27 protein-coding genes are annotated in these 21,014 nt (G+C 59.4%); 22 read left to right on the top strand and 5 right to left on the bottom strand.

The features are described from left to right. The 17 genes from rplE to bfr all read left to right on the top strand — a co-directional run bounded on the left by rplE (position 1) and on the right by bfr (position 10,190). On the top strand, positions 1–540 hold the full coding sequence (rplE, locus tag KU43P_RS24470; protein WP_012316517.1) for a 50S ribosomal protein L5: 540 nt from the start codon (positions 1–3) through the stop codon (positions 538–540). Positions 541–553: 13 nt separating this feature from the next. After that, complete coding sequence (gene rpsN / locus KU43P_RS24465; protein ID WP_012316516.1) at positions 554–859, top strand: 30S ribosomal protein S14; 306 nt, start codon at positions 554–556, stop codon at positions 857–859. A gap of 209 nt (positions 860–1,068) precedes the next feature. Then, on the top strand, positions 1,069–1,461 hold the full coding sequence (rpsH, locus tag KU43P_RS24460; RefSeq protein WP_008089805.1) for a 30S ribosomal protein S8: 393 nt from the start codon (positions 1,069–1,071) through the stop codon (positions 1,459–1,461). Between the two features lie 12 nt (positions 1,462–1,473). Next, positions 1,474–2,007 (top strand): 50S ribosomal protein L6, encoded by a 534-nt coding sequence (gene rplF, locus KU43P_RS24455; protein ID WP_009681972.1) that lies wholly within the window; start codon positions 1,474–1,476, stop codon positions 2,005–2,007. A 10-nt stretch (positions 2,008–2,017) separates the two neighbouring features. Then, positions 2,018–2,368 (top strand): 50S ribosomal protein L18, encoded by a 351-nt coding sequence (gene rplR / locus KU43P_RS24450; protein WP_009397496.1) that lies wholly within the window; start codon positions 2,018–2,020, stop codon positions 2,366–2,368. Positions 2,369–2,371: 3 nt separating this feature from the next. After that, entirely contained in the window at positions 2,372–2,872 is a 501-nt protein-coding gene (gene rpsE, locus KU43P_RS24445; protein ID WP_003255465.1) for a 30S ribosomal protein S5, read from the top strand. A 2-nt stretch (positions 2,873–2,874) separates the two neighbouring features. Then, complete coding sequence (gene rpmD / locus KU43P_RS24440; RefSeq protein ID WP_008089798.1) at positions 2,875–3,051, top strand: 50S ribosomal protein L30; 177 nt, start codon at positions 2,875–2,877, stop codon at positions 3,049–3,051. 3 nt (positions 3,052–3,054) lie between these two features. Beyond that, entirely contained in the window at positions 3,055–3,489 is a 435-nt protein-coding gene (gene rplO, locus KU43P_RS24435) for a 50S ribosomal protein L15 (RefSeq protein WP_008089796.1), read from the top strand. Then, a complete protein-coding gene (secY, locus tag KU43P_RS24430; protein ID WP_003255459.1) occupies positions 3,490–4,821 on the top strand; it encodes a preprotein translocase subunit SecY in 1,332 nt (443 codons plus the stop codon). A gap of 28 nt (positions 4,822–4,849) precedes the next feature. Then, positions 4,850–4,966 (top strand): 50S ribosomal protein L36, encoded by a 117-nt coding sequence (gene rpmJ, locus KU43P_RS24425; RefSeq protein WP_002555468.1) that lies wholly within the window; start codon positions 4,850–4,852, stop codon positions 4,964–4,966. 131 nt (positions 4,967–5,097) lie between these two features. Beyond that, positions 5,098–5,454, top strand: coding sequence for a 30S ribosomal protein S13 (gene rpsM, locus KU43P_RS24420; RefSeq protein WP_003255457.1), 357 nt, complete (start codon positions 5,098–5,100; stop codon positions 5,452–5,454). Positions 5,455–5,472: 18 nt separating this feature from the next. Further along, positions 5,473–5,862, top strand: coding sequence for a 30S ribosomal protein S11 (gene rpsK / locus KU43P_RS24415; protein ID WP_003255454.1), 390 nt, complete (start codon positions 5,473–5,475; stop codon positions 5,860–5,862). 15 nt (positions 5,863–5,877) lie between these two features. Then, positions 5,878–6,498 (top strand): 30S ribosomal protein S4, encoded by a 621-nt coding sequence (gene rpsD, locus KU43P_RS24410; protein WP_008089778.1) that lies wholly within the window; start codon positions 5,878–5,880, stop codon positions 6,496–6,498. A 22-nt stretch (positions 6,499–6,520) separates the two neighbouring features. Then, positions 6,521–7,522: a DNA-directed RNA polymerase subunit alpha gene (locus tag KU43P_RS24405; protein ID WP_003255452.1), complete on the top strand. Its 1,002-nt coding sequence runs from the start codon at positions 6,521–6,523 to the stop codon at positions 7,520–7,522. Between the two features lie 42 nt (positions 7,523–7,564). Beyond that, positions 7,565–7,951, top strand: a complete 387-nt coding sequence (rplQ, locus tag KU43P_RS24400) for a 50S ribosomal protein L17 (protein ID WP_003255451.1) — start codon at positions 7,565–7,567, stop codon at positions 7,949–7,951. A gap of 171 nt (positions 7,952–8,122) precedes the next feature. Beyond that, positions 8,123–9,562, top strand: coding sequence for a catalase (locus KU43P_RS24395; protein ID WP_317660056.1), 1,440 nt, complete (start codon positions 8,123–8,125; stop codon positions 9,560–9,562). 163 nt (positions 9,563–9,725) lie between these two features. Beyond that, positions 9,726–10,190 carry a bacterioferritin gene (gene bfr, locus KU43P_RS24390; RefSeq protein WP_016393397.1) on the top strand — a complete coding sequence of 155 codons (465 nt, stop codon included), beginning with the start codon at positions 9,726–9,728 and terminating at the stop codon, positions 10,188–10,190. Positions 10,191–10,259: 69 nt separating this feature from the next. Here the strand turns inward: bfr and uvrA are convergent, their stop codons facing one another. Further along, on the bottom strand, positions 10,260–13,094 hold the full coding sequence (uvrA, locus tag KU43P_RS24385) for an excinuclease ABC subunit UvrA (RefSeq protein ID WP_317660055.1): 2,835 nt from the start codon (positions 13,092–13,094) through the stop codon (positions 10,260–10,262). Positions 13,095–13,223: 129 nt separating this feature from the next. On the opposite strand from uvrA, the gene KU43P_RS24380 reads away from it, so the two are divergent. Continuing rightward, a complete protein-coding gene (locus KU43P_RS24380; RefSeq protein WP_317660054.1) occupies positions 13,224–14,618 on the top strand; it encodes an MFS transporter in 1,395 nt (464 codons plus the stop codon). Positions 14,619–14,627: 9 nt separating this feature from the next. Beyond that, positions 14,628–15,176, top strand: a complete 549-nt coding sequence (locus KU43P_RS24375) for a single-stranded DNA-binding protein (protein WP_317660053.1) — start codon at positions 14,628–14,630, stop codon at positions 15,174–15,176. Positions 15,177–15,271: 95 nt separating this feature from the next. Here the strand turns inward: KU43P_RS24375 and KU43P_RS24370 are convergent, their stop codons facing one another. Then, positions 15,272–16,669: a PLP-dependent aminotransferase family protein gene (locus KU43P_RS24370; protein WP_317660052.1), complete on the bottom strand. Its 1,398-nt coding sequence runs from the start codon at positions 16,667–16,669 to the stop codon at positions 15,272–15,274. A gap of 420 nt (positions 16,670–17,089) precedes the next feature. On the opposite strand from KU43P_RS24370, the gene KU43P_RS24365 reads away from it, so the two are divergent. The 3 genes from KU43P_RS24365 to KU43P_RS24355 are packed head-to-tail and all read left to right on the top strand — an operon-like array spanning position 17,090 to position 19,722. After that, positions 17,090–18,115: a TauD/TfdA family dioxygenase gene (locus tag KU43P_RS24365; RefSeq protein ID WP_317660051.1), complete on the top strand. Its 1,026-nt coding sequence runs from the start codon at positions 17,090–17,092 to the stop codon at positions 18,113–18,115. 29 nt (positions 18,116–18,144) lie between these two features. Next, a complete protein-coding gene (locus KU43P_RS24360; RefSeq protein WP_317660050.1) occupies positions 18,145–18,930 on the top strand; it encodes a sulfite exporter TauE/SafE family protein in 786 nt (261 codons plus the stop codon). 24 nt (positions 18,931–18,954) lie between these two features. Continuing rightward, positions 18,955–19,722 (top strand): SDR family NAD(P)-dependent oxidoreductase, encoded by a 768-nt coding sequence (locus KU43P_RS24355; RefSeq protein ID WP_317660049.1) that lies wholly within the window; start codon positions 18,955–18,957, stop codon positions 19,720–19,722. A 12-nt stretch (positions 19,723–19,734) separates the two neighbouring features. Here the strand turns inward: KU43P_RS24355 and KU43P_RS24350 are convergent, their stop codons facing one another. The 3 genes from KU43P_RS24350 to KU43P_RS24340 form a co-directional block, all read right to left on the bottom strand. Next, positions 19,735–20,145 carry a GlcG/HbpS family heme-binding protein gene (locus KU43P_RS24350; protein WP_317660048.1) on the bottom strand — a complete coding sequence of 137 codons (411 nt, stop codon included), beginning with the start codon at positions 20,143–20,145 and terminating at the stop codon, positions 19,735–19,737. Between the two features lie 266 nt (positions 20,146–20,411). Continuing rightward, positions 20,412–20,684: a DUF3077 domain-containing protein gene (locus tag KU43P_RS24345; RefSeq protein ID WP_317660047.1), complete on the bottom strand. Its 273-nt coding sequence runs from the start codon at positions 20,682–20,684 to the stop codon at positions 20,412–20,414. 4 nt (positions 20,685–20,688) lie between these two features. After that, positions 20,689–20,958: a hypothetical protein gene (locus KU43P_RS24340; RefSeq protein ID WP_317660046.1), complete on the bottom strand. Its 270-nt coding sequence runs from the start codon at positions 20,956–20,958 to the stop codon at positions 20,689–20,691. Positions 20,959–21,014: the final 56 nt, after the last annotated feature.

Below are 21,014 nucleotides of genomic sequence, written 5' to 3'. Positions count from 1 at the left end.
ATGGCACGACTGAAAGAGATTTACCGGAACGAAATCGCTCCTAAGCTTAAGGAAGAACTTAAGCTGTCGAACGTGATGGAAGTTCCGCGCGTTACCAAGATCACCCTGAACATGGGTCTGGGCGAAGCGATCGGCGACAAGAAAGTCATCGAGCACGCTGTTGCCGACCTGGAAAAGATCACCGGTCAAAAGCCGGTTGTGACTTTCGCTCGTAAATCCATCGCGGGCTTCAAAGTCCGTGAAGGATGGCCGATCGGCGTCAAGGTGACCCTGCGTCGCGAAAAAATGTACGAATTCCTGGACCGCCTGCTGGCGATCTCCCTGCCTCGGGTTCGCGACTTCCGCGGCCTGAATGCCAAGTCCTTCGATGGCCGTGGCAACTACAGCATGGGCGTGAAAGAGCAGATCATCTTCCCGGAAATCGATTACGACAAGATCGATGCTCTGCGCGGTTTGGACATCACCCTGACCACCACTGCTCGTTCGGACGACGAAGGCCGCGCTCTGCTGCGTGCTTTCAAGTTCCCGTTCCGCAACTGATTGGAGTAGGAAAATGGCCAAGAAGAGCATGAAAAACCGCGAGCTGAAGCGTCAGCTCACGGTAGCCAAGTTCGCCAAAAAGCGTGCTGAGCTGAAAGCGACCATCGTCAACCTGAACGCCTCTCCAGAAGAGCGTTTCGCTGCCGTTGTCGCTCTGCAGAAGCAGCCACGTGATGCCAGCGCTGCGCGTCTGCGCAACCGTTGCCGCCTGACCGGTCGTCCTCACGGTGTATACCGTAAGTTCGGCCTGGGCCGTAACATGCTGCGTCAAGCGGCAATGCGCGGTGACGTACCAGGTCTGGTCAAGGCCTCCTGGTAATCGCTGCAGGTGTGATCCCGGTGGAAGGGGAGCAATCTTCCGACCGCCGGTGACCTCGCCAAGAAACAAGCCCCTATATGGGGCTTGTTTCGTTTCTACCTTGTGTCTAGAATGACCGGCTCACCCGAGCCTGGGTTTTTTACCCTGCCTGCTTGGGTGGTTGTGATAGCCGCAAGGCTAATAATTCTTGTATCAGGAGCATCTAGCCCATGAGTATGCAGGACCCGTTAGCGGACATGCTAACTCGCATCCGTAATGCCCAGATGGCTGAAAAGTCCGTCGTAAGCATGCCTTCCTCCACCCTGAAGGTCGCGGTTGCCAAAGTTCTGAAAGACGAAGGTTACATCGCTGGCTACCAGGTTACTGGTGAGGCCAAGCCGTCCCTGTCGATCGAACTCAAGTACTTCGAAGGCCGTCCGGTCATCGAGGAACTGAAGCGTTCCAGCCGTCCTGGCCTGCGCCAGTACAAGTCCGTCACAGACCTGCCGAAAGTTCGTGGCGGCCTGGGCGTGTCTATCGTCTCCACCAACAAAGGTGTGATGACTGACCGCGCTGCGCGCGCTGCCGGTGTCGGCGGCGAAGTTCTGTGCACAGTGTTCTAAGGGGAGATAGGCATGTCTCGCGTCGCTAAGAACCCCGTTAAGCTGCCAGCAGGCGTCGAAGTCAAATTCGCCGGCCAGCAGCTTTCGGTGAAGGGTGCCAAAGGCACTCTCGAACTGAACGTTCACTCGTCTGTTGAAGTTACCGAAGAGTCCGGCGAACTGCGTTTCGTCGCTCGCAACGGTGATCAGCAAGCTCGCGCCATGGCCGGTACTACCCGTGCTCTGGTCAACAACATGGTCCAAGGCGTAAGCCAAGGCTTCGAGCGCAAGCTCCAGCTGGTCGGTGTTGGTTACAAGGCACAGGCTAAAGGCACCGTCCTGAACCTGGCTCTGGGCTTCTCGCATCCAGTGGACTACGAACTGCCAGCCGGTATCACCGCTGAAACTCCTAGCCAGACCGACATCCTGATCAAGGGTATCGATAAGCAGCTGGTAGGTCAGGTGGCCGCTGAAATCCGCGACTTCCGTCCGCCAGAGCCTTACAAAGGCAAAGGTGTGCGTTACGCGGACGAAGTAGTCCGTCGTAAAGAAGCCAAGAAGAAGTAGGGCCTAGCAAATGACCGACAAAAAAGTTACTCGACTGCGTCGCGCTCGCAAAGCACGTCTCAAGATGCACGAACTCGAAGTCGTGCGCCTGTGCGTGTTCCGCTCCTCGCAGCACATCTATGCCCAGGTCATTTCGGCCGACGGCAGCAAGGTTCTGGCAAGCGCCTCGACCTTGGACAAAGAACTGCGTGATGGCGCCACTGGCAACATCGACGCGGCCACTAAGGTTGGCAAGCTGGTAGCTGAGCGTGCGAAAGCCGCCGGTGTATCTCAAGTTGCCTTTGACCGTTCCGGCTTCAAGTACCATGGCCGCGTCAAAGCGCTGGCTGATGCTGCTCGTGAAGGCGGGCTGGAGTTCTAAGTTATGGCAAATAACGATCAAAAGCGCGACGAAGGCTACATCGAGAAGCTGGTTCAAGTTAACCGCGTAGCTAAAACCGTTAAAGGCGGCCGTATCTTCACCTTCACCGCGTTGACCGTGGTAGGTGATGGCAAAGGTCGCGTCGGTTTCGGCCGTGGCAAATCGCGCGAAGTACCTGCTGCGATCCAGAAAGCCATGGAAGCTGCTCGTCGCAACATGATCCAGGTTGACCTGAAAGGCACCACCCTGCAGTACGCCACCAAGGCCGCCCACGGCGCCTCGAAGGTTTACATGCAGCCTGCCTCGGAAGGTACCGGTATCATCGCTGGCGGCGCTATGCGTGCAGTGCTGGAAGTTGCTGGTGTTCAGAACGTCCTGGCCAAGTGCTACGGTTCGACCAACCCAGTGAACGTGGTTTACGCCACCTTCAAGGGTCTGAAAGCCATGCAATCTCCTGAGTCCATTGCTGCCAAGCGCGGCAAGAGCGTTGAGGAGATCTTCTGATCATGGCAACCGTAAAAGTAACGCTGATCAAGAGCGTCTCGGGCCGCATTCCTAACCACAAACTGTGCGTTAAAGGTCTGGGTCTGCGTCGCATCGGTCACACTGTAGAAGTCCAGGATACTCCCGAGAACCGCGGGATGATCAACAAGGCTTACTACATGCTGCGCGTCGAGGGTTAATCGATGAAACTCAATGATCTGAGTCCAGCGCCGGGTTCCCGTCGCGAAAAGCATCGTCCGGGTCGTGGTATCGGTAGCGGTCTGGGTAAGACTGGCGGCCGTGGTCACAAAGGTCAGACTTCCCGTTCGGGTGGTTCGATCGCTCCGGGCTTCGAAGGCGGTCAACAGCCGCTGCACCGTCGTCTGCCGAAGTTCGGCTTCGTTTCTCTGAAAGCCATGGACCGCGCCGAAGTGCGTCTGTCCGAGCTGGCCAAGGTGGAAGGCGACGTGATCTCCGTGCAATCCTTGAAGGATGCCAACGTGATCAACCAGAACGTACAGCGTGTGAAAATCATGCTGTCTGGCGAAGTCACTCGCGCAGTCACCATCAAGGGTATCGCAGCCACCAAGGGTGCGCGTGCGGCTATCGAAGCAGCTGGCGGCAAGTTCGAGGAATAAATGGCTAAGCAAGGTGCTCTCTCTTCGCTCGGTAAGGGCGGGATGTCGGAACTCTGGGCTCGTCTGCGCTTTCTGTTCATGGCGATCATCGTCTATCGGATAGGTGCGCATATCCCGGTTCCCGGCATCAATCCGGACCGTCTGGCGGATCTGTTTCGGCAGAATGAGGGGACCATTCTTAGCTTGTTCAACATGTTTTCCGGTGGCGCGCTCGAGCGCATGAGCATCTTTGCACTGGGGATCATGCCGTACATTTCGGCATCGATCATCATGCAGTTGATGACGGCGGTCAGCCCGCAACTGGAGCAGTTGAAGAAGGAAGGTGAAGCTGGCCGTCGCAAGATCAGCCAGTACACCCGCTACGGCACCGTTATCCTGGCACTGGTTCAAGCTATTGGCATGTCCATTGGCCTGGCCAACCAGGGCGTGGCGTTTTCTGCGGGCCTGGGCTTCCATGTCGTTGCCGTCTCCACGTTCGTGGCAGGCGCGATGTTCATGATGTGGCTGGGTGAGCAGATCACCGAGCGCGGTGTGGGCAACGGTATCTCGATGTTGATCTTCGCAGGTATCGTTGCCGGTCTTCCGAGAGCAATCGGGCAGTCTTTCGAGTCTGCACGCACAGGCGATATCAACATTTTCGCCCTGGTCGCAATCGGTTTGCTGGCAGTAGCGATTATCGGTTTTGTGGTGTTCATTGAGCGTGGTCAGCGTCGTATCGCCGTTCACTACGCCAAGCGTCAGCAGGGCCGCAAGGTCTTCGCCGCGCAGACCAGCCACTTGCCGCTGAAGGTGAACATGGCGGGGGTTATCCCGGCCATTTTCGCGAGCAGCATTCTGCTGTTCCCGGCTTCGCTGGGTGCCTGGTTCGGTCAGTCCGAAGGTATGGGCTGGCTGCAGGACATCTCGCAGTCGATCGCTCCTGGTCAGCCGTTGAACATTCTGCTGTTTAGTGCAGGGATCATTTTCTTCTGCTTCTTCTACACAGCGTTGATGTTCAACCCGAAAGACGTAGCGGAAAACCTGAAGAAGTCCGGTGCCTTTATTCCGGGTATCCGTCCTGGTGAGCAGTCGGCGCGCTACATTGATGGCGTTCTGACCCGTTTGACCATGTTCGGTGCTCTTTACATGATGGCCGTCTGCCTTCTGCCCCAGTTCCTGGTGGTGGCAGCAAATGTGCCGTTCTACCTTGGCGGGACCTCGTTGCTGATTGTGGTAGTGGTTGTGATGGACTTCATGTCCCAAGTACAATCGCACCTCGTTTCGCACCAGTACGAATCCCTGATGAAGAAAGCCAACCTGAAAGGCTACGGTGGCAGCGGTCTGCTGCGCTGATACGCCCCTAAGGTTCGAGGAGTCGGTAATGAAAGTTCGTGCATCGGTGAAAAAGCTGTGCCGTAACTGCAAGATCATCCGTCGCGAAGGCGTCGTACGAGTGATCTGCAGCGCGGAACCGCGTCACAAACAGCGCCAAGGCTGAGTGTGATCTGCGCTTCAAACCCAGCAGCTAGTGTGCTGCTGGGTTGATTATTCGTTTCTACAGCGATATTATCTCGCGCCCTATTTCTTGGCTTCCGGGGCGTAGGTAGCTGTCAATTGGAGTCCCACTGAATGGCCCGTATTGCAGGCGTCAACATTCCAGATAACAAGCATACTGTTATCTCGCTGACCTACATCTATGGTGTCGGTCGCACAACTGCACAGAAGATCTGTGCAGACGCTGGTGTAAACCCAGCCGCAAAGATCAAGGATCTGAGCGACGAGCAAATCGAAACCCTGCGTGGCGAAGTCGCGAAGTTCACCACCGAAGGTGACCTGCGTCGTGACATCAACATGAAGATCAAGCGCTTGATGGACCTGGGTTGCTACCGCGGCCTGCGTCATCGTAAAGGTCTGCCGGTTCGCGGTCAGCGCACCAAGACCAACGCACGCACCCGTAAGGGCCCGCGTAAGCCGATCCGCAAGTAATCGCCCAGGAATATAGACATGGCAAAACCTGCTGCTCGTCCTCGTAAGAAAGTCAAAAAGACAGTGGTTGATGGCATCGCCCACATCCATGCATCTTTCAACAACACCATCGTGACCATCACCGACCGTCAGGGCAATGCTTTGTCCTGGGCGACCTCCGGTGGTTCGGGTTTCCGTGGTTCGCGCAAATCCACCCCGTTCGCAGCCCAGATCGCTGCTGAGCGTGCTGGTCAAGCTGCGCTGGAATACGGTCTGAAGAACCTCGACGTTAACGTCAAGGGTCCAGGTCCAGGTCGTGAGTCCGCCGTTCGTGCACTGAACAGCTGTGGCTACAAGATCGCCAGCATCACCGACGTGACGCCAATCCCGCACAACGGGTGCCGTCCGCCGAAGAAGCGCCGCGTGTAATCAGGAGACAGAAGAATGGCACGTTACATTGGTCCAAAATGCAAACTGTCTCGTCGTGAAGGCACCGATCTGTTCCTGAAGAGCGGCGTTCGCGCTCTGGAATCGAAGTGCAACATCGAAGCAGCCCCAGGTATCCACGGCCAGCGCCGTGGCCGTCAGTCCGACTACGGTACCCAGCTGCGCGAGAAACAAAAAGTCCGTCGTATCTACGGTGTTCTGGAGCGTCAGTTCCGCGGTTACTACCAAGCTGCTGCCTCGAAAAAAGGCGCAACCGGTGAGAACCTGCTGCAACTGCTCGAGTGCCGTCTGGATAACGTCGTTTACCGTATGGGCTTCGGCTCGACTCGTTCCGAGTCCCGTCAGCTGGTTTCGCACAAAGCGATCAGCGTCAACGGTAAGACTGTAAACATTCCATCCTACCAAGTTCGTCCGGGTGACGTGGTCGCGGTTCGCGAGAAGTCGTCGAACCAGCTGCGCATTGTTCAAGCCCTTGAACTGTGCGCCCAGCGTGGCCGCGTTGAGTGGGTAGACGTAGATGCTGCTAAAAAGTCGGGCGTTTTCAAGAACGTTCCTGCTCGCGGCGACCTGTCTGCCGACATCAACGAAAACCTGATTGTCGAGCTCTACTCCAAGTAAGGGCTAGAAAATAGGTGCATCCATGCAGATTTCGGTAAATGAGTTCCTGACTCCCCGCCACATTGATGTGCAGGTAGTCAGTCCGACCCGCGCCAAGATTACGCTCGAGCCTCTCGAGCGTGGTTTCGGCCATACCCTGGGCAACGCGCTGCGCCGCATCCTGTTGTCCTCCATGCCTGGCTGTGCAGTAGTCGAGGCCGAGATCGATGGCGTACTCCATGAGTACTCCGCGATCGAAGGTGTACAGGAAGACGTAATTGAAATCCTGTTGAACCTGAAAGGCCTGGCTATCAAGCTGCACGGTCGTGACGAAGTTACGCTGACCTTGTCGAAAAAGGGTTCGGGGGTGGTTACCGCTGCCGATATTCAGCTGGATCACGATGTCGAGATCGTCAACCCCGATCACGTAATCGCGAACCTGGCGTCGAATGGCGCCCTGAACATGAAGCTCACTGTAGCTCGTGGTCGCGGTTACGAGCCGGCCGACTCCCGTCAGACCGACGAAGACGAAAGCCGGAGCATTGGCCGTCTACAGTTGGACGCTTCGTTCAGCCCGGTGCGTCGTATCGCCTATGTGGTCGAAAACGCCCGTGTTGAACAGCGTACCAACCTGGACAAGCTGGTCATTGATCTGGAAACCAACGGCACCCTGGACCCTGAAGAGGCTATCCGCCGCGCTGCGACCATCCTGCAACAGCAGCTGGCCGCGTTCGTCGACCTCAAAGGTGACAGTGAGCCTGTCGTAGTCGAGCAGGAAGACGAGATCGATCCGATCCTGCTGCGTCCGGTTGACGACCTGGAACTGACTGTACGTTCGGCCAACTGCCTCAAGGCGGAGAACATCTACTACATCGGCGACCTGATTCAGCGTACCGAAGTAGAGCTGTTGAAGACTCCTAACCTGGGCAAGAAGTCCCTGACTGAAATCAAGGACGTCCTGGCCTCTCGTGGTCTGTCTCTCGGCATGCGCCTCGACAACTGGCCGCCTGCAAGTCTTAAGAAAGACGACAAGGCGACCGCCTGATCGTCGTAATCACCGAACGTAGTGTTTGGTAAGGAATGAATCATGCGTCATCGTAAAAGTGGACGTCACCTGAGCCGTACCAGCTCTCACCGCAAGGCTATGTTCCAGAACATGGCAGTGTCGCTGATCGAGCACGAGCTGATCAAAACCACCCTGCCGAAAGCCAAGGAACTGCGCCGCGTTGCCGAGCCGCTGATCACCCTGGCCAAGGAAGACAGCGTTGCTAACCGCCGTCTGGCCTTCGATCGTACCCGTTCGAAGTCCGCTGTTGGCAAACTGTTCAACGACCTGGGCAAGCGTTACGCCACCCGTCAGGGCGGCTACCTGCGCATCCTGAAGTGCGGTTTCCGCGCTGGCGACAACGCGCCTATGGCGTACGTCGAGCTGGTTGATCGTCCGGTCGGCGGTGCTGTAGAAGCTGCTGAGTAAGACGTTCTGTCTGCTACAAAGAACCGGGCCTAGTGCCCGGTTTTTTGTGTCTGTATTTATTGTTTGTTTCTATTGATTCAAGTCAATCAATGAATTTGTTTGTGCGACCTTGCTCGCCGATACTCTTCTTCAAGCCGATAGCCGGTACCTGAAGAACGATAAGGAGAGCCCATGAGCAAGATACTGACCACCGCCAGCGGTGCACCTGTAGCTGACAACCAGAACTCCCGCTCCGCCGGCCCGCGCGGCCCGCTGCTGCTCGACGACTTCCACCTGATCGAGAAGCTCGCTCACTTCAACCGCGAAAACATCCCTGAGCGCCGGGTGCACGCCAAAGGCTCGGGTGCCTACGGTACATTCACCGTTACCCGTGACATCACTGAATACACCAGTGCCAGGCTTTTCGAACATGTTGGCAAGCAGACCGATACCTTCCTGCGCTTTTCCACTGTAGGTGGCGAACGCGGTTCGGCCGATACCGAGCGTGACCCGCGTGGCTTCGCCGTGAAGTTCTATACCGAAGAAGGCAACTGGGACATCGTCGGCAACAACACGCCGGTGTTCTTCATTCGTGACCCGCTCAAATTCCCGGACTTTATCCACACCCAGAAGCGCCACCCGCAAAGCAACCTGAAAGATGCCCAGATGATGTGGGACTTCTGGTCGCACTCGCCTGAGGCGCTGCACCAGGTGACTATCTTGTTCTCCGACCGGGGCATTCCGGATGGCTACCGCCACATGCATGGCTTTGGTAGCCACACATACAGCCTGATCAACGCACAAGGCGCGCGCACCTGGGTCAAATGGCACTTCAAGACCCAGCAAGGCATCAAGAACCTGGCTCCGGCCGAGGCTGCGCGCCTGGCAGGCACTGACCCAGACTACGCCCAGCGCGACCTGTTCGAAGCCATCGAGCGTGCCGACTTCCCGCGCTGGACCGTGTGCATCCAGGTCATGAGCGAAGCCGAAGCGGCCAGCCGCAACGAGAACCCGTTCGACGTGACCAAGACCTGGTCTCAGAAGGAGTACCCGCTGATCGAAGTAGGTGTGCTGGAGCTCAACCGCAACCCCCTCAACTACTTCGCCGAAGTCGAGCAAGCTGCATTCGGCCCAAGCAACATGGTGCCAGGTGTAGGCCTGTCGCCCGACCGCATGCTGCAAGGCCGCGTGTTCGCTTACGCCGATGCCCATCGCTATCGGGTGGGTACCAACCATCAGCAGTTGCCCGTCAACGCCCCGCGTTGCCCGGTCAACAGCTACCAGCGCGACGGTTCGATGGCTACCGGCAGCTATGGCAGCGCGCCGAACTACGAGCCAAACAGCTACGCCGGTGCGCCCAAGCAGTCGCCTCGCCACGCGGAACCTGCCTTGGCCCTCAACGGTTCGGCCGACCGCTATGACCACCGTGAAGACGATGACTACTACAGCCATGCCGGCGCGCTGTTCCGCCTGATGAGCGAGGAGCAGAAGGCGCTGTTGATCAATAACATCGCCGGCACCATGGCCGGTGTCAGCGAAGACGTGATCCAGCGGCAGTTGCAGTACTTCTTCAAGGCCGATCCCGCATACGGCGATGGTATCGCCAAGGCATTGGGGCTGAATCTCGTCTAAGTCGAAGTGATAAGAAGAACCGCCCTCATTTGGGCGGTTTTTCAATGAATATCACTACTGTTTAACCGTTTTTTTGCTTCTAATTGCGCGTTTTTGAGTGACCGCGACGAAAACCTGGTTCACACTATGCGGTATTGAAGTTTCCACAGGGAGAAGCAGGGCGATGCAAGGTCACCCGGACGTAATCAACTACCTCGTCACGTTGCTGAAGGGCGAACTGGCAGCACGCGACCAGTACTTCATTCACTCGCGTATGTATGAAGACTGGGGCCTGTCCAAGCTCTTTGAGCGTATCAACCACGAGATGGAAGAAGAGACGCAGCACGCCGATGCGCTGATGCGCCGTATCCTGATGCTCGAAGGTACCCCGGACATGCGCGCGGACGACCTGGAAGTAGGCAGCACCGTGCCGGAAATGATCGAGGCCGACCTCAAGCTCGAGTACAAGGTGCGTGCCGCGCTGTGCAAAGGCATCGAACTGTGCGAACTGCACAAGGACTACATCAGCCGCGACATCCTGCGTGCGCAACTGGCCGATACCGAGGAAGATCACACTTACTGGCTTGAGAAGCAGCAAGGTCTGATCAAGGCCATCGGCCTGGAAAACTACCTGCAGTCGCAGATGTAAGTTATCCACAAGCCATGAAAAAGCCCCTGGCACCTTAGGTACCAGGGGCTTTTTTAATCCACAGGCCGATCAGGCCCGGTCACGCTCCAGCAATGGCTTCAGGTAGTGCCCGGTGTAGGACTGCTTCATCTTGGTCAGCTCTTCCGGCGTGCCGCTGGCAATGATTTGCCCACCTTTGGAACCACCCTCAGGCCCCAGGTCCACCAGCCAGTCGGCAGTCTTGATCACATCCAGGTTGTGCTCGATCACCACCACGGTGTTACCGTGGTCCCGCAGGCGGTGCAGCACGTCGAGCAGTTGCTGGATGTCGGCAAAGTGCAGGCCGGTGGTAGGTTCGTCGAGGATGTAGAGGGTCTTGCCCGTATCGCGCTTGGACAGCTCGCGAGACAGCTTCACCCGCTGCGCCTCGCCGCCCGAGAGGGTGGTCGCCGACTGCCCCAGCTTGATGTACGACAGGCCTACATCCATCAGGGTCTGCAGCTTGCGGGCCAAGGCAGGTACCGCGTCGAAGAAATCGCGGGCATCCTCGATGGTCATTTCCAGCACCTCGTGGATGTTCTTGCCCTTGTACTTGATCTCCAAGGTTTCGCGATTGTAACGCTTGCTCTTGCACACGTCGCATGGCACGTAGATGTCCGGCAGGAAGTGCATCTCCACCTTGATCAAGCCGTCACCCTGGCAGGCCTCGCAGCGGCCACCCTTGACGTTGAACGAGAAACGCCCCGGGCCATAGCCGCGTGAGCGCGATTCCGGCACGCCGGAGAACAGTTCGCGAATCGGGGTGAAGATGCCGGTATAGGTAGCCGGATTCGAACGCGGCGTGCGGCCGATCGGGCTCTGGTCGATATCGACCACCTTGTCCAGGTGCTGCAGGCCATCCATGCTGCTGTGCGGCGCGGCCTCCAGGCTGCTTGCACCGTTCAGCGCGGTGGCGGCGAGCGGGAACAGGGTGTTGTTGATGAGCGTCGACTTGCCCGAACCGGATACCCCGGTCACGCAGGTGAGCAGGCCGATCGGGATCTCCAGGTCGACGTTCTGCAGGTTGTTGCCCCGTGCGCCCTTGAGCTTGAGCTGCAACTTCTTGTCGCGCGGGGTGCGCTTGGCCGGCACGACGATCTTCTTGCGCCCCGACAGGTATTTGCCGGTCAGGGAATCAGGGTGGTCCATGACCTCTTGCGGCGTGCCCTCGGCAACGATCTGGCCGCCGTGTACACCGGCACCCGGGCCAATGTCGACGACGTAGTCGGCCAGGCGAATAGCGTCCTCGTCATGCTCGACCACGATCACCGTGTTGCCCAGGTCGCGCAGGTGATTGAGGGTGGCCAGCAAGCGGTCGTTGTCTCGTTGATGAAGACCGATGGACGGTTCATCAAGGATATACATGACGCCCACCAGGCCGGCGCCAATCTGGCTGGCCAGGCGGATACGCTGAGCTTCGCCGCCCGAAAGGGTATCGGCGCTGCGGTCGAGGGTGAGGTAATCGAGGCCGACGTTGACCAGGAACTGCAAACGCTCGCAGATTTCCTTGAGGATCTTGGCAGCGATCTCGCCACGCCGCCCAGTAAGGGTCAGTTCGCCGAAATAGTTGCTGGCCTCGCCGATAGGCAGGTTGGTGACTGCCGGCAGGGTTTTTTCGCCTACCCACACATGCCGCGCCTCACGGCGCAGGCGAGTGCCACGGCAATCGGGGCAGGGCTGGGTGCCGAGGAACTTGGCCAGCTCTTCGCGCACGGTGGCGGATTCGGTCTCTCGGTAGCGGCGCTCAAGGTTCGGCACGATGCCTTCGAACGGATGCGAGCGCTTGACGATGTCGCCGCGATCGTTCAGGTACTTGAAGTCAACGCTCTGCTTGCCGCTGCCTTGCAGGATCACCTTCTGGTGTTCGGCCGACAGTTCGCCGAACGGCTCCTCCAGGCTGAAGCCGTAATGCGCGGCGAGTGAGCCGAGCATTTGGAAGTAATAGACATTGCGCCGGTCCCAGCCGCGGATCGCGCCTTCTGCCAAGGTCAGCTCACTGTTGACCAGGCGCTTGGTGTCGAAGAACTGCTTCACACCCAGGCCATCACAGGTCGGGCAGGCGCCGGCTGGGTTGTTGAAGGAGAACAGTTTGGGCTCCAGCTCGCTGATCGCATGGCCGCAGATCGGGCATGCGAAGCGTGCGGAAAAGATTGTTTCGTCGCCTTCTTCGTCGTCCATCGGCGCCACCAGGGCAATGCCGTCGGCCAGCTTGAGCGCGGTCTCGAACGATTCGGCCAGGCGCTGCTGCAGGTCGGCGCGCACCTTGAAGCGGTCAACCACCACGTCGATACTGTGCTTTTTCTGCTTGTCCAGCTTGGGCAGTTCGTCCAGCTCATAGAGCTTGCCGTTGACCCGCGCACGCACGAAGCCCTGAGCGCGCAGCTCGTCGAACACGGCCAGGTGCTCGCCCTTGCGCTCGCGAATCACCGGTGCCAGCAGCATCAGCTTGCTGCCCTCTGGCCGCTCCAGCACCAGGTCGACCATCTGGCTGATCGTTTGCGCTTCCAGCGGAATGTCGTGGTCCGGGCAGCGTGGCGTACCGACGCGAGCATAGAGCAGGCGCAGGTAGTCGTAGATCTCAGTGATGGTGCCGACCGTCGAACGCGGGTTGTGCGAGGTCGACTTCTGCTCGATGGAAATGGCCGGCGACAAGCCTTCGATGGTGTCGACGTCGGGCTTTTCCATCATCGACAGGAATTGCCGGGCATAAGCCGACAGCGATTCCACATAGCGTCGCTGGCCTTCGGCGTACAGTGTATCGAACGCCAGCGACGACTTGCCGGACCCGGACAGGCCGGTGATCACGATCAGCTTGTCGCGCGGCAGGGTCAGGTCGATGTTCTTCAGGTTGTGGGTACGTGCCCCACGAATCAGGATCTTGTCCACTGCGGCCTCGCTCGGCGGGCATAAACAAGGAAGTATACGGCGCCCTGCCAGTACGCGGCAAAGCGTCGCGTAGATGCCGTCAAGCTGTCGGACTGATAGAATCGCCGCCGGTTCACACGAGGTTAATCCATGCACGACACCCACAACGAGCGCATGAGTGGCGGCGAAACCCGCGCCGCTGGCGGCCTGGCCCTGGTCTTTGCCTTTCGTATGCTGGGCATGTTCATGGTCTTGCCGGTGCTGGCCACCTACGGCATGGACCTGGCCGGCGCCACGCCCGCGCTGATCGGCCTGGCCATTGGCGCCTATGGCCTGACCCAGGCTGTTCTGCAGATCCCGTTCGGGATGATTTCCGACCGTATCGGCCGGCGCCCGGTCATCTACCTGGGCTTGGTGATCTTCGCCCTGGGCAGCGTGCTGGCGGCACAAGCCGATTCCATCTGGGGCGTGATCGCCGGCCGCATCCTGCAAGGCGCCGGGGCAATTTCCGCCGCCGTGATGGCGCTGCTCTCCGACCTTACCCGCGAGCAGCACCGGACCAAGGCCATGGCCATGATCGGCATGAGCATCGGCCTGTCGTTCGCGGTGGCGATGGTGATTGGCCCCTTGCTGACGCGTGCCTTTGGCTTGTCAGGATTGTTCCTTGCCACGGCAGGACTTGCCCTGGTCGGTATCGCCTTGATCGCCTTCGTCGTGCCCAACACACACAGCACCTTGCAGCACCGCGAATCGGGCGTGGCGCGCCAGGCCCTCGGCCCGACCCTACGCCATCCGGACCTTCTACGCCTGGATGTGGGGATCTTCATCCTCCACGCCATCCTCATGGCCAGCTTCGTCGCGCTGCCACTGGCGTTCGTCGAACGCGGCGGCCTGCCGAAGGAGCAGCACTGGTGGGTCTACCTGACCGCGTTGCTCATCTCATTTTTTGCAATGATCCCGTTCATCATCTACGGCGAAAAGAAGCGCAAGATGAAACGCGTACTGGCGGGTGCGGTCAGTGTGCTGCTGCTCACGGAGGTATACTTCTGGGAGTGGGCTGACGGTTTGCGCGGACTGGTGATTGGCACCGTGGTATTCTTTACCGCATTCAACCTGCTGGAGGCATCACTGCCTTCGCTGGTGAGCAAGGTGTCACCTGCCGGTGGCAAGGGGACGGCGATGGGGGTGTATTCCACCAGCCAGTTCCTCGGCGCCGCGCTAGGCGGAATCCTCGGTGGCTGGTTGTTCCAGCATGGCGGGCTGAGCACTGTGTTCCTCGGCTCCGCGGTGTTGTGTGCCATCTGGCTGATCGTGGCCTTGCGCATGAACGAGCCGCCGTATGTGACCAGCTTGCGCATGCCGCTGACGCCTGAAGCCGTCCGGGAAGCCGGGCTAGTCGAACGTCTGATGGCTGTGCCGGGTGTGACCGACGCTGTGGTGGTGGCAGAAGAGGCCGCCATCTATATCAAACTGGATACGAAAATTTTGGACCGTGCGACCCTCGAGCGACTGGTGAACCCAGCCTCTTCGGCGTGCGAAGCCTAGGAGAACGTTATGGCCCGTGGGGTTAACAAAGTCATTCTGGTCGGCACCTGTGGCCAGGATCCCGAAGTCCGCTACCTGCCCAACGGTAACGCCGTGACCAACCTGAGCCTGGCCACCAGCGAGCAGTGGACCGACAAGCAGTCGGGCCAGAAGGTCGAGCGTACCGAGTGGCACCGTGTGTCGCTGTTCGGCAAGGTTGCCGAAATCGCCGGCGAATACCTGCGCAAAGGTTCGCAGGTGTATATCGAAGGCAAACTGCAGACCCGCGAGTGGGAAAAAGACGGCATCAAGCGTTACACCACCGAAATCATCGTCGACATGCAGGGCACCATGCAGCTGCTCGGCGGTCGTCCGCAGAACCAGCAAGGCGGCGACCAGTACAACCAGGGTGGTGGCAACAATTACAACCAGGGTGGCCAGCAGCAACAGTACAATCAGGCTCCTCAGCGTCAGCAGGCTCCGCGCCCGCAACAGGCTCAGCAGCGCCCGGCGCCGCAGCAGCCAGCGCCACAGCCGGCGGCGGACTTCGACAGCTTTGATGACGACATTCCGTTCTGATTCAGCACGAAGCGCGCAGTAAAAAAGCCCAAGGCAAATGCCATGGGCTTTTTTTATGAAGATTTTTCGTGAGACGAATGGCCTGGGAGGCCACTTCAATAGAACAGCCGGGGCTCTGGCGAATCCAGAAGGCTGGCGAGCTTGGTCAAGGCAAAGCTCAGTTCCTGGCGGCTCGGGGTCATCAGCGCGATCCGCACACCGCAAGAGGCTGGGCTGCGTTCGGGCAGGAACTGGCTACCACTGACCACCGTGACGCCATTGTTGCGCGCCAGGTTGGCGAATTCATCGCTGGTCCAAGGGTCAGGCAGCTCAAGCCAGAGATGGAAGCTGTTGAGCTGGCTGCGAATTTTATATTTGCCAAGGATTTCCCGCGCCATCTGCTGGCGTGCGGCCGCTTCGTCCTGTTGAATCTTTACCAACTGATCGGCCATGCCGCTGTTGATGAGATTGCTCGCCAGTTGCGCCATCAAGGGCGAGGGCATCCAGACACTGCTGCGAACCATCGACGAAAGCCGCGAGAGGGTTTGCGGCGGAGCATACAAGTAGCCGATACGCAGCGCCGGCAGCACACTCTTGGACAGGCTGGTCAGGTACACCGAGCGCTCCGGTGCATAGGCCGCCAGTGGTTGGTAGTCCGGCTCCGGCTCGAGGAACCCGTAGATATCATCGTCGACGATGAACAGGTCGAACTCGCGGGCAATCGCTGCGATGGCTTCGCGCCGTTCACGGGGCATGATCGAGTTGGTCGGGTTCTGGTGCGTGGTCACGCACACCAGCAGGGAAGGGTGGTGCTCCTCACAGGCCGCGCGTAACGCCTCGGGAATCAGGCCATGTTCATCCATGGCCACGCCGCGCAGCCGTCTGCCCAGGCTGTGGGCAAGGGAAATGATGCCGGGGTAGCAGAATGACTCGCAGAGGATCACGTCATCGCTGTTCGACAGGCTGCTGATGGCGACCAGCAGGCCGTGCTGGGCGCCTGATGTCAGCACTACCTGCTGCCAGCGGGCCTCGGGCAGCCAGCGTTGAATCCAGGCGGCGCCTGCCTGCTTGTGTGTCGTGTGGCCACCCTCGGTCACGTAATCGAGCACCTGAACCAAGTCGGGAGAAGCGGCCAGCTCGGTGATGGCGCCACGCAGCCAGTCGGTCATGTGGGCGTCGTTTGGCTTGATGATCGACAGGTCGATCTGCCCACTCTCGTGCTGGCGCAGCCCAGGCGTGGCTGGGATAGCTGGCGCCGGGGAGGGGGACGAAGGCCGCTGTTGAAGCACGAAGGTTCCGCGGCCGACCTCGCCCACTACCAATCCGCGCTTGGCGGCTTCGTCATAGGCCCGGCCGATTGTGCCAGGCGTCACGTTCAATGATTCGGCCAGGTCCTTGAGCGTCGGCAGGCGCTCGCCTGCCGACAGCCGGCCGCTGCCGATGTCCTGCTCGAGGGCGTCGGCGATCATCAGGTAGACCGGCTGCGCCAGGTCGCTGTAGTGAGGAACCCACATAGAAATGGCACCAGAAGCTGCAAGAACGCGGAAGCCTAGCACGAAAGCTCCGATGGAAGTAATTGTGTTTTCCTACATGCAATTTGCCCCGATTGACGTGTTTCGCCTGCCTGCAAATTGCCTGGATCACCACGCGCTTTCAGCCGCTTAGACCGCGTGCCTTTGCGGTTTCGTTAGGAAATCTTTTGAAATCAATAAGTTGATTGGTTCGATTCAATCTTCGGGGTAATCGTTAGTAGAAATAAATTGAATCGATTTTATTTTTGTAATTACAATGATTGAGTCGATGTAATGCGGAGGAAGCGTGAGCGGCTTCCCTGATAGCGATCGACCAGATGCGAATGGCTTCAAATAAGACAATGTCTGCCGCCTCTGCCCGGCAAAGCACGACACCGAATGGCCAATGGAATATCACCCGAAATGGAAAGCGCACACCTGCAACAAGCAGCCGAGGCCCAGGCCTCGCTTGAGATTCGCCTCCCCTGGGTCGTCTCGAGCGCCTGGCAAACGTTACTGCACAACACCCCTCTCGACTTCGAGACCAGCAAAGAGCTCTACCCCCAACTGAAGGACCAGGCACAAGAGGTGCTGGGCAAGGCCCTGTGCCAGCAGATCCGGGGGTTTGTCGAGGATCCGCAATTGACCAGCATGATTGTGCGCAACTGCCCACGCGACCGGGATGTGCCACCCACACCGTACTCTGGCGTACTCAGCCCGCACAGCACGCCAGTCGCCTGCCTGGTCAGCCTGACCATGCAGTGTCTGATGGGAATCAACCCAATCGTCTATGAGGGCGAAAACGACGGTCGCCTGTTCCGCCATGTCATCCCGGCGCGTACCTCGTCCAACCACAAGAGCTCGCATGGTTCGCGCCTGCGTTTTTCCTACCATGTCGACAATCCGGACCTGCCATTGTCCAGCGAGCCGCTGGGCGCGACGTCTTGCTGCCCGGAATACCTGTCCTTCTTCGGCATGCGCTGCGACCCGCGCATCAGCACCACCCTGGTCAACCTGGATGCTGTCGTAGCGGCATTGCCCTTGGCCACCGTGCGCGAACTGAGTGTGGCGCAGTTTGAAATCCGCCGCCCCGACTCGTTCACCGGCAACCGCCGCTGCACCGCCGAACTGCCCGTGCTGGTACGCGGTCATGCCGGCGAATGGTTGTGCCGTTTCGACAGCGAAAACACCCACGGCCTGAACCTGCGCGCCGAGCAGGCCCTGGCCAGCTTGCGCAGCCTGCTGGAAACCCGCCGTTTCGACGAGCCACACCTGCTGTTGCCGGGCGACTTCATGATCTTCAAGAACCAGCGCGTGCTGCACGCCCGCGATGGCTTCGAGCCACAGAACGATGGCGCCGACCGCTGGCTGCTGCGCCTGTTCGCGGTCAACGACCTGAACCGGGTGCATTTCGCCCGCGCCGATCATCTCTACGAAGTGCTCTCCTGAGCAATCGCCACATTCAAGGAACAACTGCTATGGAACTGTTAGGTGCCTTCTGGGCGGAACATTGGCTGCTGGCGATTTTGCTGTTGGGCACCATTGCCTTCATCGCCGGCTTCGTCGACAGCATTGCCGGAGGGGGTGGGCTGTTTCTGGTGCCGGGTTTTCTGCTGGTGGGCATGCCGCCCCAGGTGGCACTCGGCCAGGAAAAACTGGTCAGCACGCTGGGCACGCTGGCGGCCATTCGCAACTTCCTCGCCAACAGCAGAATGGTCTGGCAGGTCGCCCTGGTTGGCGTGCCTTTCTCACTGCTCGGCGCCTACCTGGGGGCACACCTGATCGTGTCGATTTCCCAGGAAACCGTAGGCAAGATCATCCTGGCACTCATCCCGTTCGGCATCCTGATCTTCCTCACCCCCAAGGATCGCCCAGTGCAAGAGCGCGAGCTCTCGCCGCAGGTGCTCTACACCGTGGTGCCGCTCACCTGCCTGGCCATTGGTTTCTATGACGGCTTCTTCGGCCCAGGCACCGGCAGCATGTTCATCATCGCTTTTCACTACCTGCTGCGCATGGACCTGGTGTCCAGTTCGGCCAACTCCAAGACCTTCAACTTCGCCTCGAACATCGGCGCCCTGGTGGCCTTCATCATGGCAGGCAAGGTCGTCTACCTGCTGGCGCTGCCGCTGGTGGCCTGCAACATCCTCGGCAACCACATGGGCAGCGCCCTGGCTTTGCGCAAAGGCAACGAGGTCGTCCGCAAGGCGCTGGTGTTCTCGATGCTGTGCCTGTTCACCAGCCTGGGCGTGAAGTACCTGGCCTGATATTTCTCGAAGGGAGACAACCTGATGAAAACCGCATTCGTAACCGGCGCCTCCTCGGGCTTTGGCCGCGCCATCTGCCGCACCCTGGTCAGTAAGGGCTACCGCGTTATCGGCGGTGCTCGGCGCATGGACAAGCTGCATGCACTGGAAGGTGAACTGGGCGTCAACTTCATCCCGCTGGCGCTGGATGTGACCGACGCGGTTTCGCTCGAGGCGGCCGTGGAGCAGATTCGCGACGCTTCGTTGCAGATCGACCTGCTGGTCAACAATGCCGGGCTGGCGCTGGGCGTAGAGCGCGCCCAGGTGTCCAGCGCCGAGAACTGGCAGCGGATGATCGACACCAATATCACCGGCCTGGCCATGGTCACCCACAAGATCCTGCCGCAGATGGTGGAAGCAGATTGCGGGATGATCATCAACATCGGCTCGATTGCGGGTACCTATCCTTACCCAGGCGGCAACGTCTACGGCGCGAGCAAGGCGTTTGTGCGTCAGTTCAGCCTCAACCTGCGCGCCGACCTGGCAGGCACCCGGGTGCGGGTGAGCAACATCGAGCCCGGCCTGTGTTCGGGCACCGACTTCTCGGTTGTGCGCCTGAAGGGCGACCTTGATGCGGTTGAGGCGCTTTACCGTGACGTGGAGGCGATCCTGCCAGAAGACATTGCCGCTACGGTCGCCTGGATTGCCGAGCAGCCTGCGCATGTGAATATCAACACCATCGAAATCATGCCGGTGGCGCAAAGCAGTGCAGCGTTGAATATCGTGCGCGGCTTGCCCATCGGCGCCGCTTGATTGCCCACGTGCTCAAGCGGCGCCATCCAGCGCCGCCTGGGCAAATTCCGCGTCCAGTTCCGGTGTTGCACCGCTTATGCCGATACCGCCGATGTGCTGGCCGTTGGCATCCATGATCGGCAAGCCGCCGCCGAGCAGGGTGAAGCCTGGCAAGGACGCGTAGGGGTTGGCTGGCAACGCGGCGCTGCGCTCGCCGAGTGAGCGTGAGGACAGGGGGAAGCGGGCGGAGGTCGTGGCCTTTAGCTGCGCGACCTGGATGCTGCCGCTGCTGGTGCCGTCCATGCGATGGAAGTGCTTCAGGTTGCCATGATTGTCGACGATGCTGATGACGATGGCTTGGCCCTGGGCTCGGGCGGCGCGTTCGGCTGCGGCGGCCATGGTACGGGCGGCTTCGGCGGTGATGGGGGAGGGAGCGTCTGCCAATGAGGTTGCTGCGAAAAGTACAGAGCAGATGAAAAGGCTGACACGGCTATGGTTCGAAGGCATGCGAGCGTTACCCCTGAGGACTGATCGGCCGGGCAACCTAACAGGCAGATGGCGCCCAAAGATGTAGTCCATTTCCGAAACTGATGTCCGGTAGGTGTGTTGCCGCTGCAGGCCCTATCGCCGGCAAGCCGGCTTCCACAGGTACGGCAGCCGCTCTCAAGGGCTGCGGTATACCTGAGGGAGCTGGCTTGCCAGCGTGGAGGTCAATGCAGGCGGTTCTTGGTCAGTTCGATATCGTTCATCAACGCCTTGGCCAATGCACTCAGGTAGTCCGCTGCGCCCAGCAGCTTGTGGTCATCGTCCATATCGCCCTCGCGCACCAGATGCTTGATATAGCCCAGCAGTATCGAAACCTGCTCGTAGGCATCATCAATTGGAATCCCAGGCTGCACCCGCAGCAGGTCAATCGGCGGGTTGCCTACATCGAGGAAGGTTTCCACACCGATGGTGGTGAGGACTTTGGGTTCATCCGCCATGTCGTCATCCCTCCGCCTGCTGACCATACAACTGGGAGTGCACATGCTCTACCAGCGAATAGGCGATTTCGCTGGCATACATCGCATTGCTCAGCATGCTCAGGCCGTGTTCGCCGGCGCGGGCGCGGCAGTGTTCGTCGAGGGTTTCGATGACGCCGCGCAGTAGTTCACTGACGTGCGCGAGGGCGTCGGGTGGGTAGAGGTCGGATTGGACGGTGAAGAATGGGGTGGTGATGGGTTTACGGCGTGGGGGATCGGGGACGAGCTTTTTCATGGCAGCTAACTCTTGTTCGGCTTAAGGAAACTGCCACCTGAATCTTTCTCACGGAT

This window comes from Pseudomonas sp. KU43P, from assembly GCF_033095865.1.
GTDB lineage: Bacteria > Pseudomonadota > Gammaproteobacteria > Pseudomonadales > Pseudomonadaceae > Aquipseudomonas.
This window is presented reverse-complemented; position numbering and strand designations above follow the sequence as displayed.

Coding starts and splice junctions, on each gene's coding strand:
- KU43P_RS24340 (WP_317660046.1), bottom strand. CDS start 20,958: ATGAAAAAGCTCGTCCCCGATCCCCCACGCCGTAAACCCATCACCACC.
- rplF (WP_009681972.1), top strand. CDS start 1,474: ATGTCTCGCGTCGCTAAGAACCCCGTTAAGCTGCCAGCAGGCGTCGAA.
- rpsM (WP_003255457.1), top strand. CDS start 5,098: ATGGCCCGTATTGCAGGCGTCAACATTCCAGATAACAAGCATACTGTT.
- rpsE (WP_003255465.1), top strand. CDS start 2,372: ATGGCAAATAACGATCAAAAGCGCGACGAAGGCTACATCGAGAAGCTG.
- KU43P_RS24375 (WP_317660053.1), top strand. CDS start 14,628: ATGGCCCGTGGGGTTAACAAAGTCATTCTGGTCGGCACCTGTGGCCAG.
- KU43P_RS24405 (WP_003255452.1), top strand. CDS start 6,521: ATGCAGATTTCGGTAAATGAGTTCCTGACTCCCCGCCACATTGATGTG.
- rpsN (WP_012316516.1), top strand. CDS start 554: ATGGCCAAGAAGAGCATGAAAAACCGCGAGCTGAAGCGTCAGCTCACG.
- rplE (WP_012316517.1), top strand. CDS start 1: ATGGCACGACTGAAAGAGATTTACCGGAACGAAATCGCTCCTAAGCTT.
- rplO (WP_008089796.1), top strand. CDS start 3,055: ATGAAACTCAATGATCTGAGTCCAGCGCCGGGTTCCCGTCGCGAAAAG.
- KU43P_RS24395 (WP_317660056.1), top strand. CDS start 8,123: ATGAGCAAGATACTGACCACCGCCAGCGGTGCACCTGTAGCTGACAAC.
- rpsD (WP_008089778.1), top strand. CDS start 5,878: ATGGCACGTTACATTGGTCCAAAATGCAAACTGTCTCGTCGTGAAGGC.
- KU43P_RS24380 (WP_317660054.1), top strand. CDS start 13,224: ATGCACGACACCCACAACGAGCGCATGAGTGGCGGCGAAACCCGCGCC.
- KU43P_RS24370 (WP_317660052.1), bottom strand. CDS start 16,669: ATGTGGGTTCCTCACTACAGCGACCTGGCGCAGCCGGTCTACCTGATG.
- bfr (WP_016393397.1), top strand. CDS start 9,726: ATGCAAGGTCACCCGGACGTAATCAACTACCTCGTCACGTTGCTGAAG.
- secY (WP_003255459.1), top strand. CDS start 3,490: ATGGCTAAGCAAGGTGCTCTCTCTTCGCTCGGTAAGGGCGGGATGTCG.
- rpmD (WP_008089798.1), top strand. CDS start 2,875: ATGGCAACCGTAAAAGTAACGCTGATCAAGAGCGTCTCGGGCCGCATT.
- KU43P_RS24355 (WP_317660049.1), top strand. CDS start 18,955: ATGAAAACCGCATTCGTAACCGGCGCCTCCTCGGGCTTTGGCCGCGCC.
- rpsK (WP_003255454.1), top strand. CDS start 5,473: ATGGCAAAACCTGCTGCTCGTCCTCGTAAGAAAGTCAAAAAGACAGTG.
- rpmJ (WP_002555468.1), top strand. CDS start 4,850: ATGAAAGTTCGTGCATCGGTGAAAAAGCTGTGCCGTAACTGCAAGATC.
- rplQ (WP_003255451.1), top strand. CDS start 7,565: ATGCGTCATCGTAAAAGTGGACGTCACCTGAGCCGTACCAGCTCTCAC.
- KU43P_RS24345 (WP_317660047.1), bottom strand. CDS start 20,684: ATGGCGGATGAACCCAAAGTCCTCACCACCATCGGTGTGGAAACCTTC.
- rplR (WP_009397496.1), top strand. CDS start 2,018: ATGACCGACAAAAAAGTTACTCGACTGCGTCGCGCTCGCAAAGCACGT.
- KU43P_RS24360 (WP_317660050.1), top strand. CDS start 18,145: ATGGAACTGTTAGGTGCCTTCTGGGCGGAACATTGGCTGCTGGCGATT.
- rpsH (WP_008089805.1), top strand. CDS start 1,069: ATGAGTATGCAGGACCCGTTAGCGGACATGCTAACTCGCATCCGTAAT.
- KU43P_RS24365 (WP_317660051.1), top strand. CDS start 17,090: ATGGAAAGCGCACACCTGCAACAAGCAGCCGAGGCCCAGGCCTCGCTT.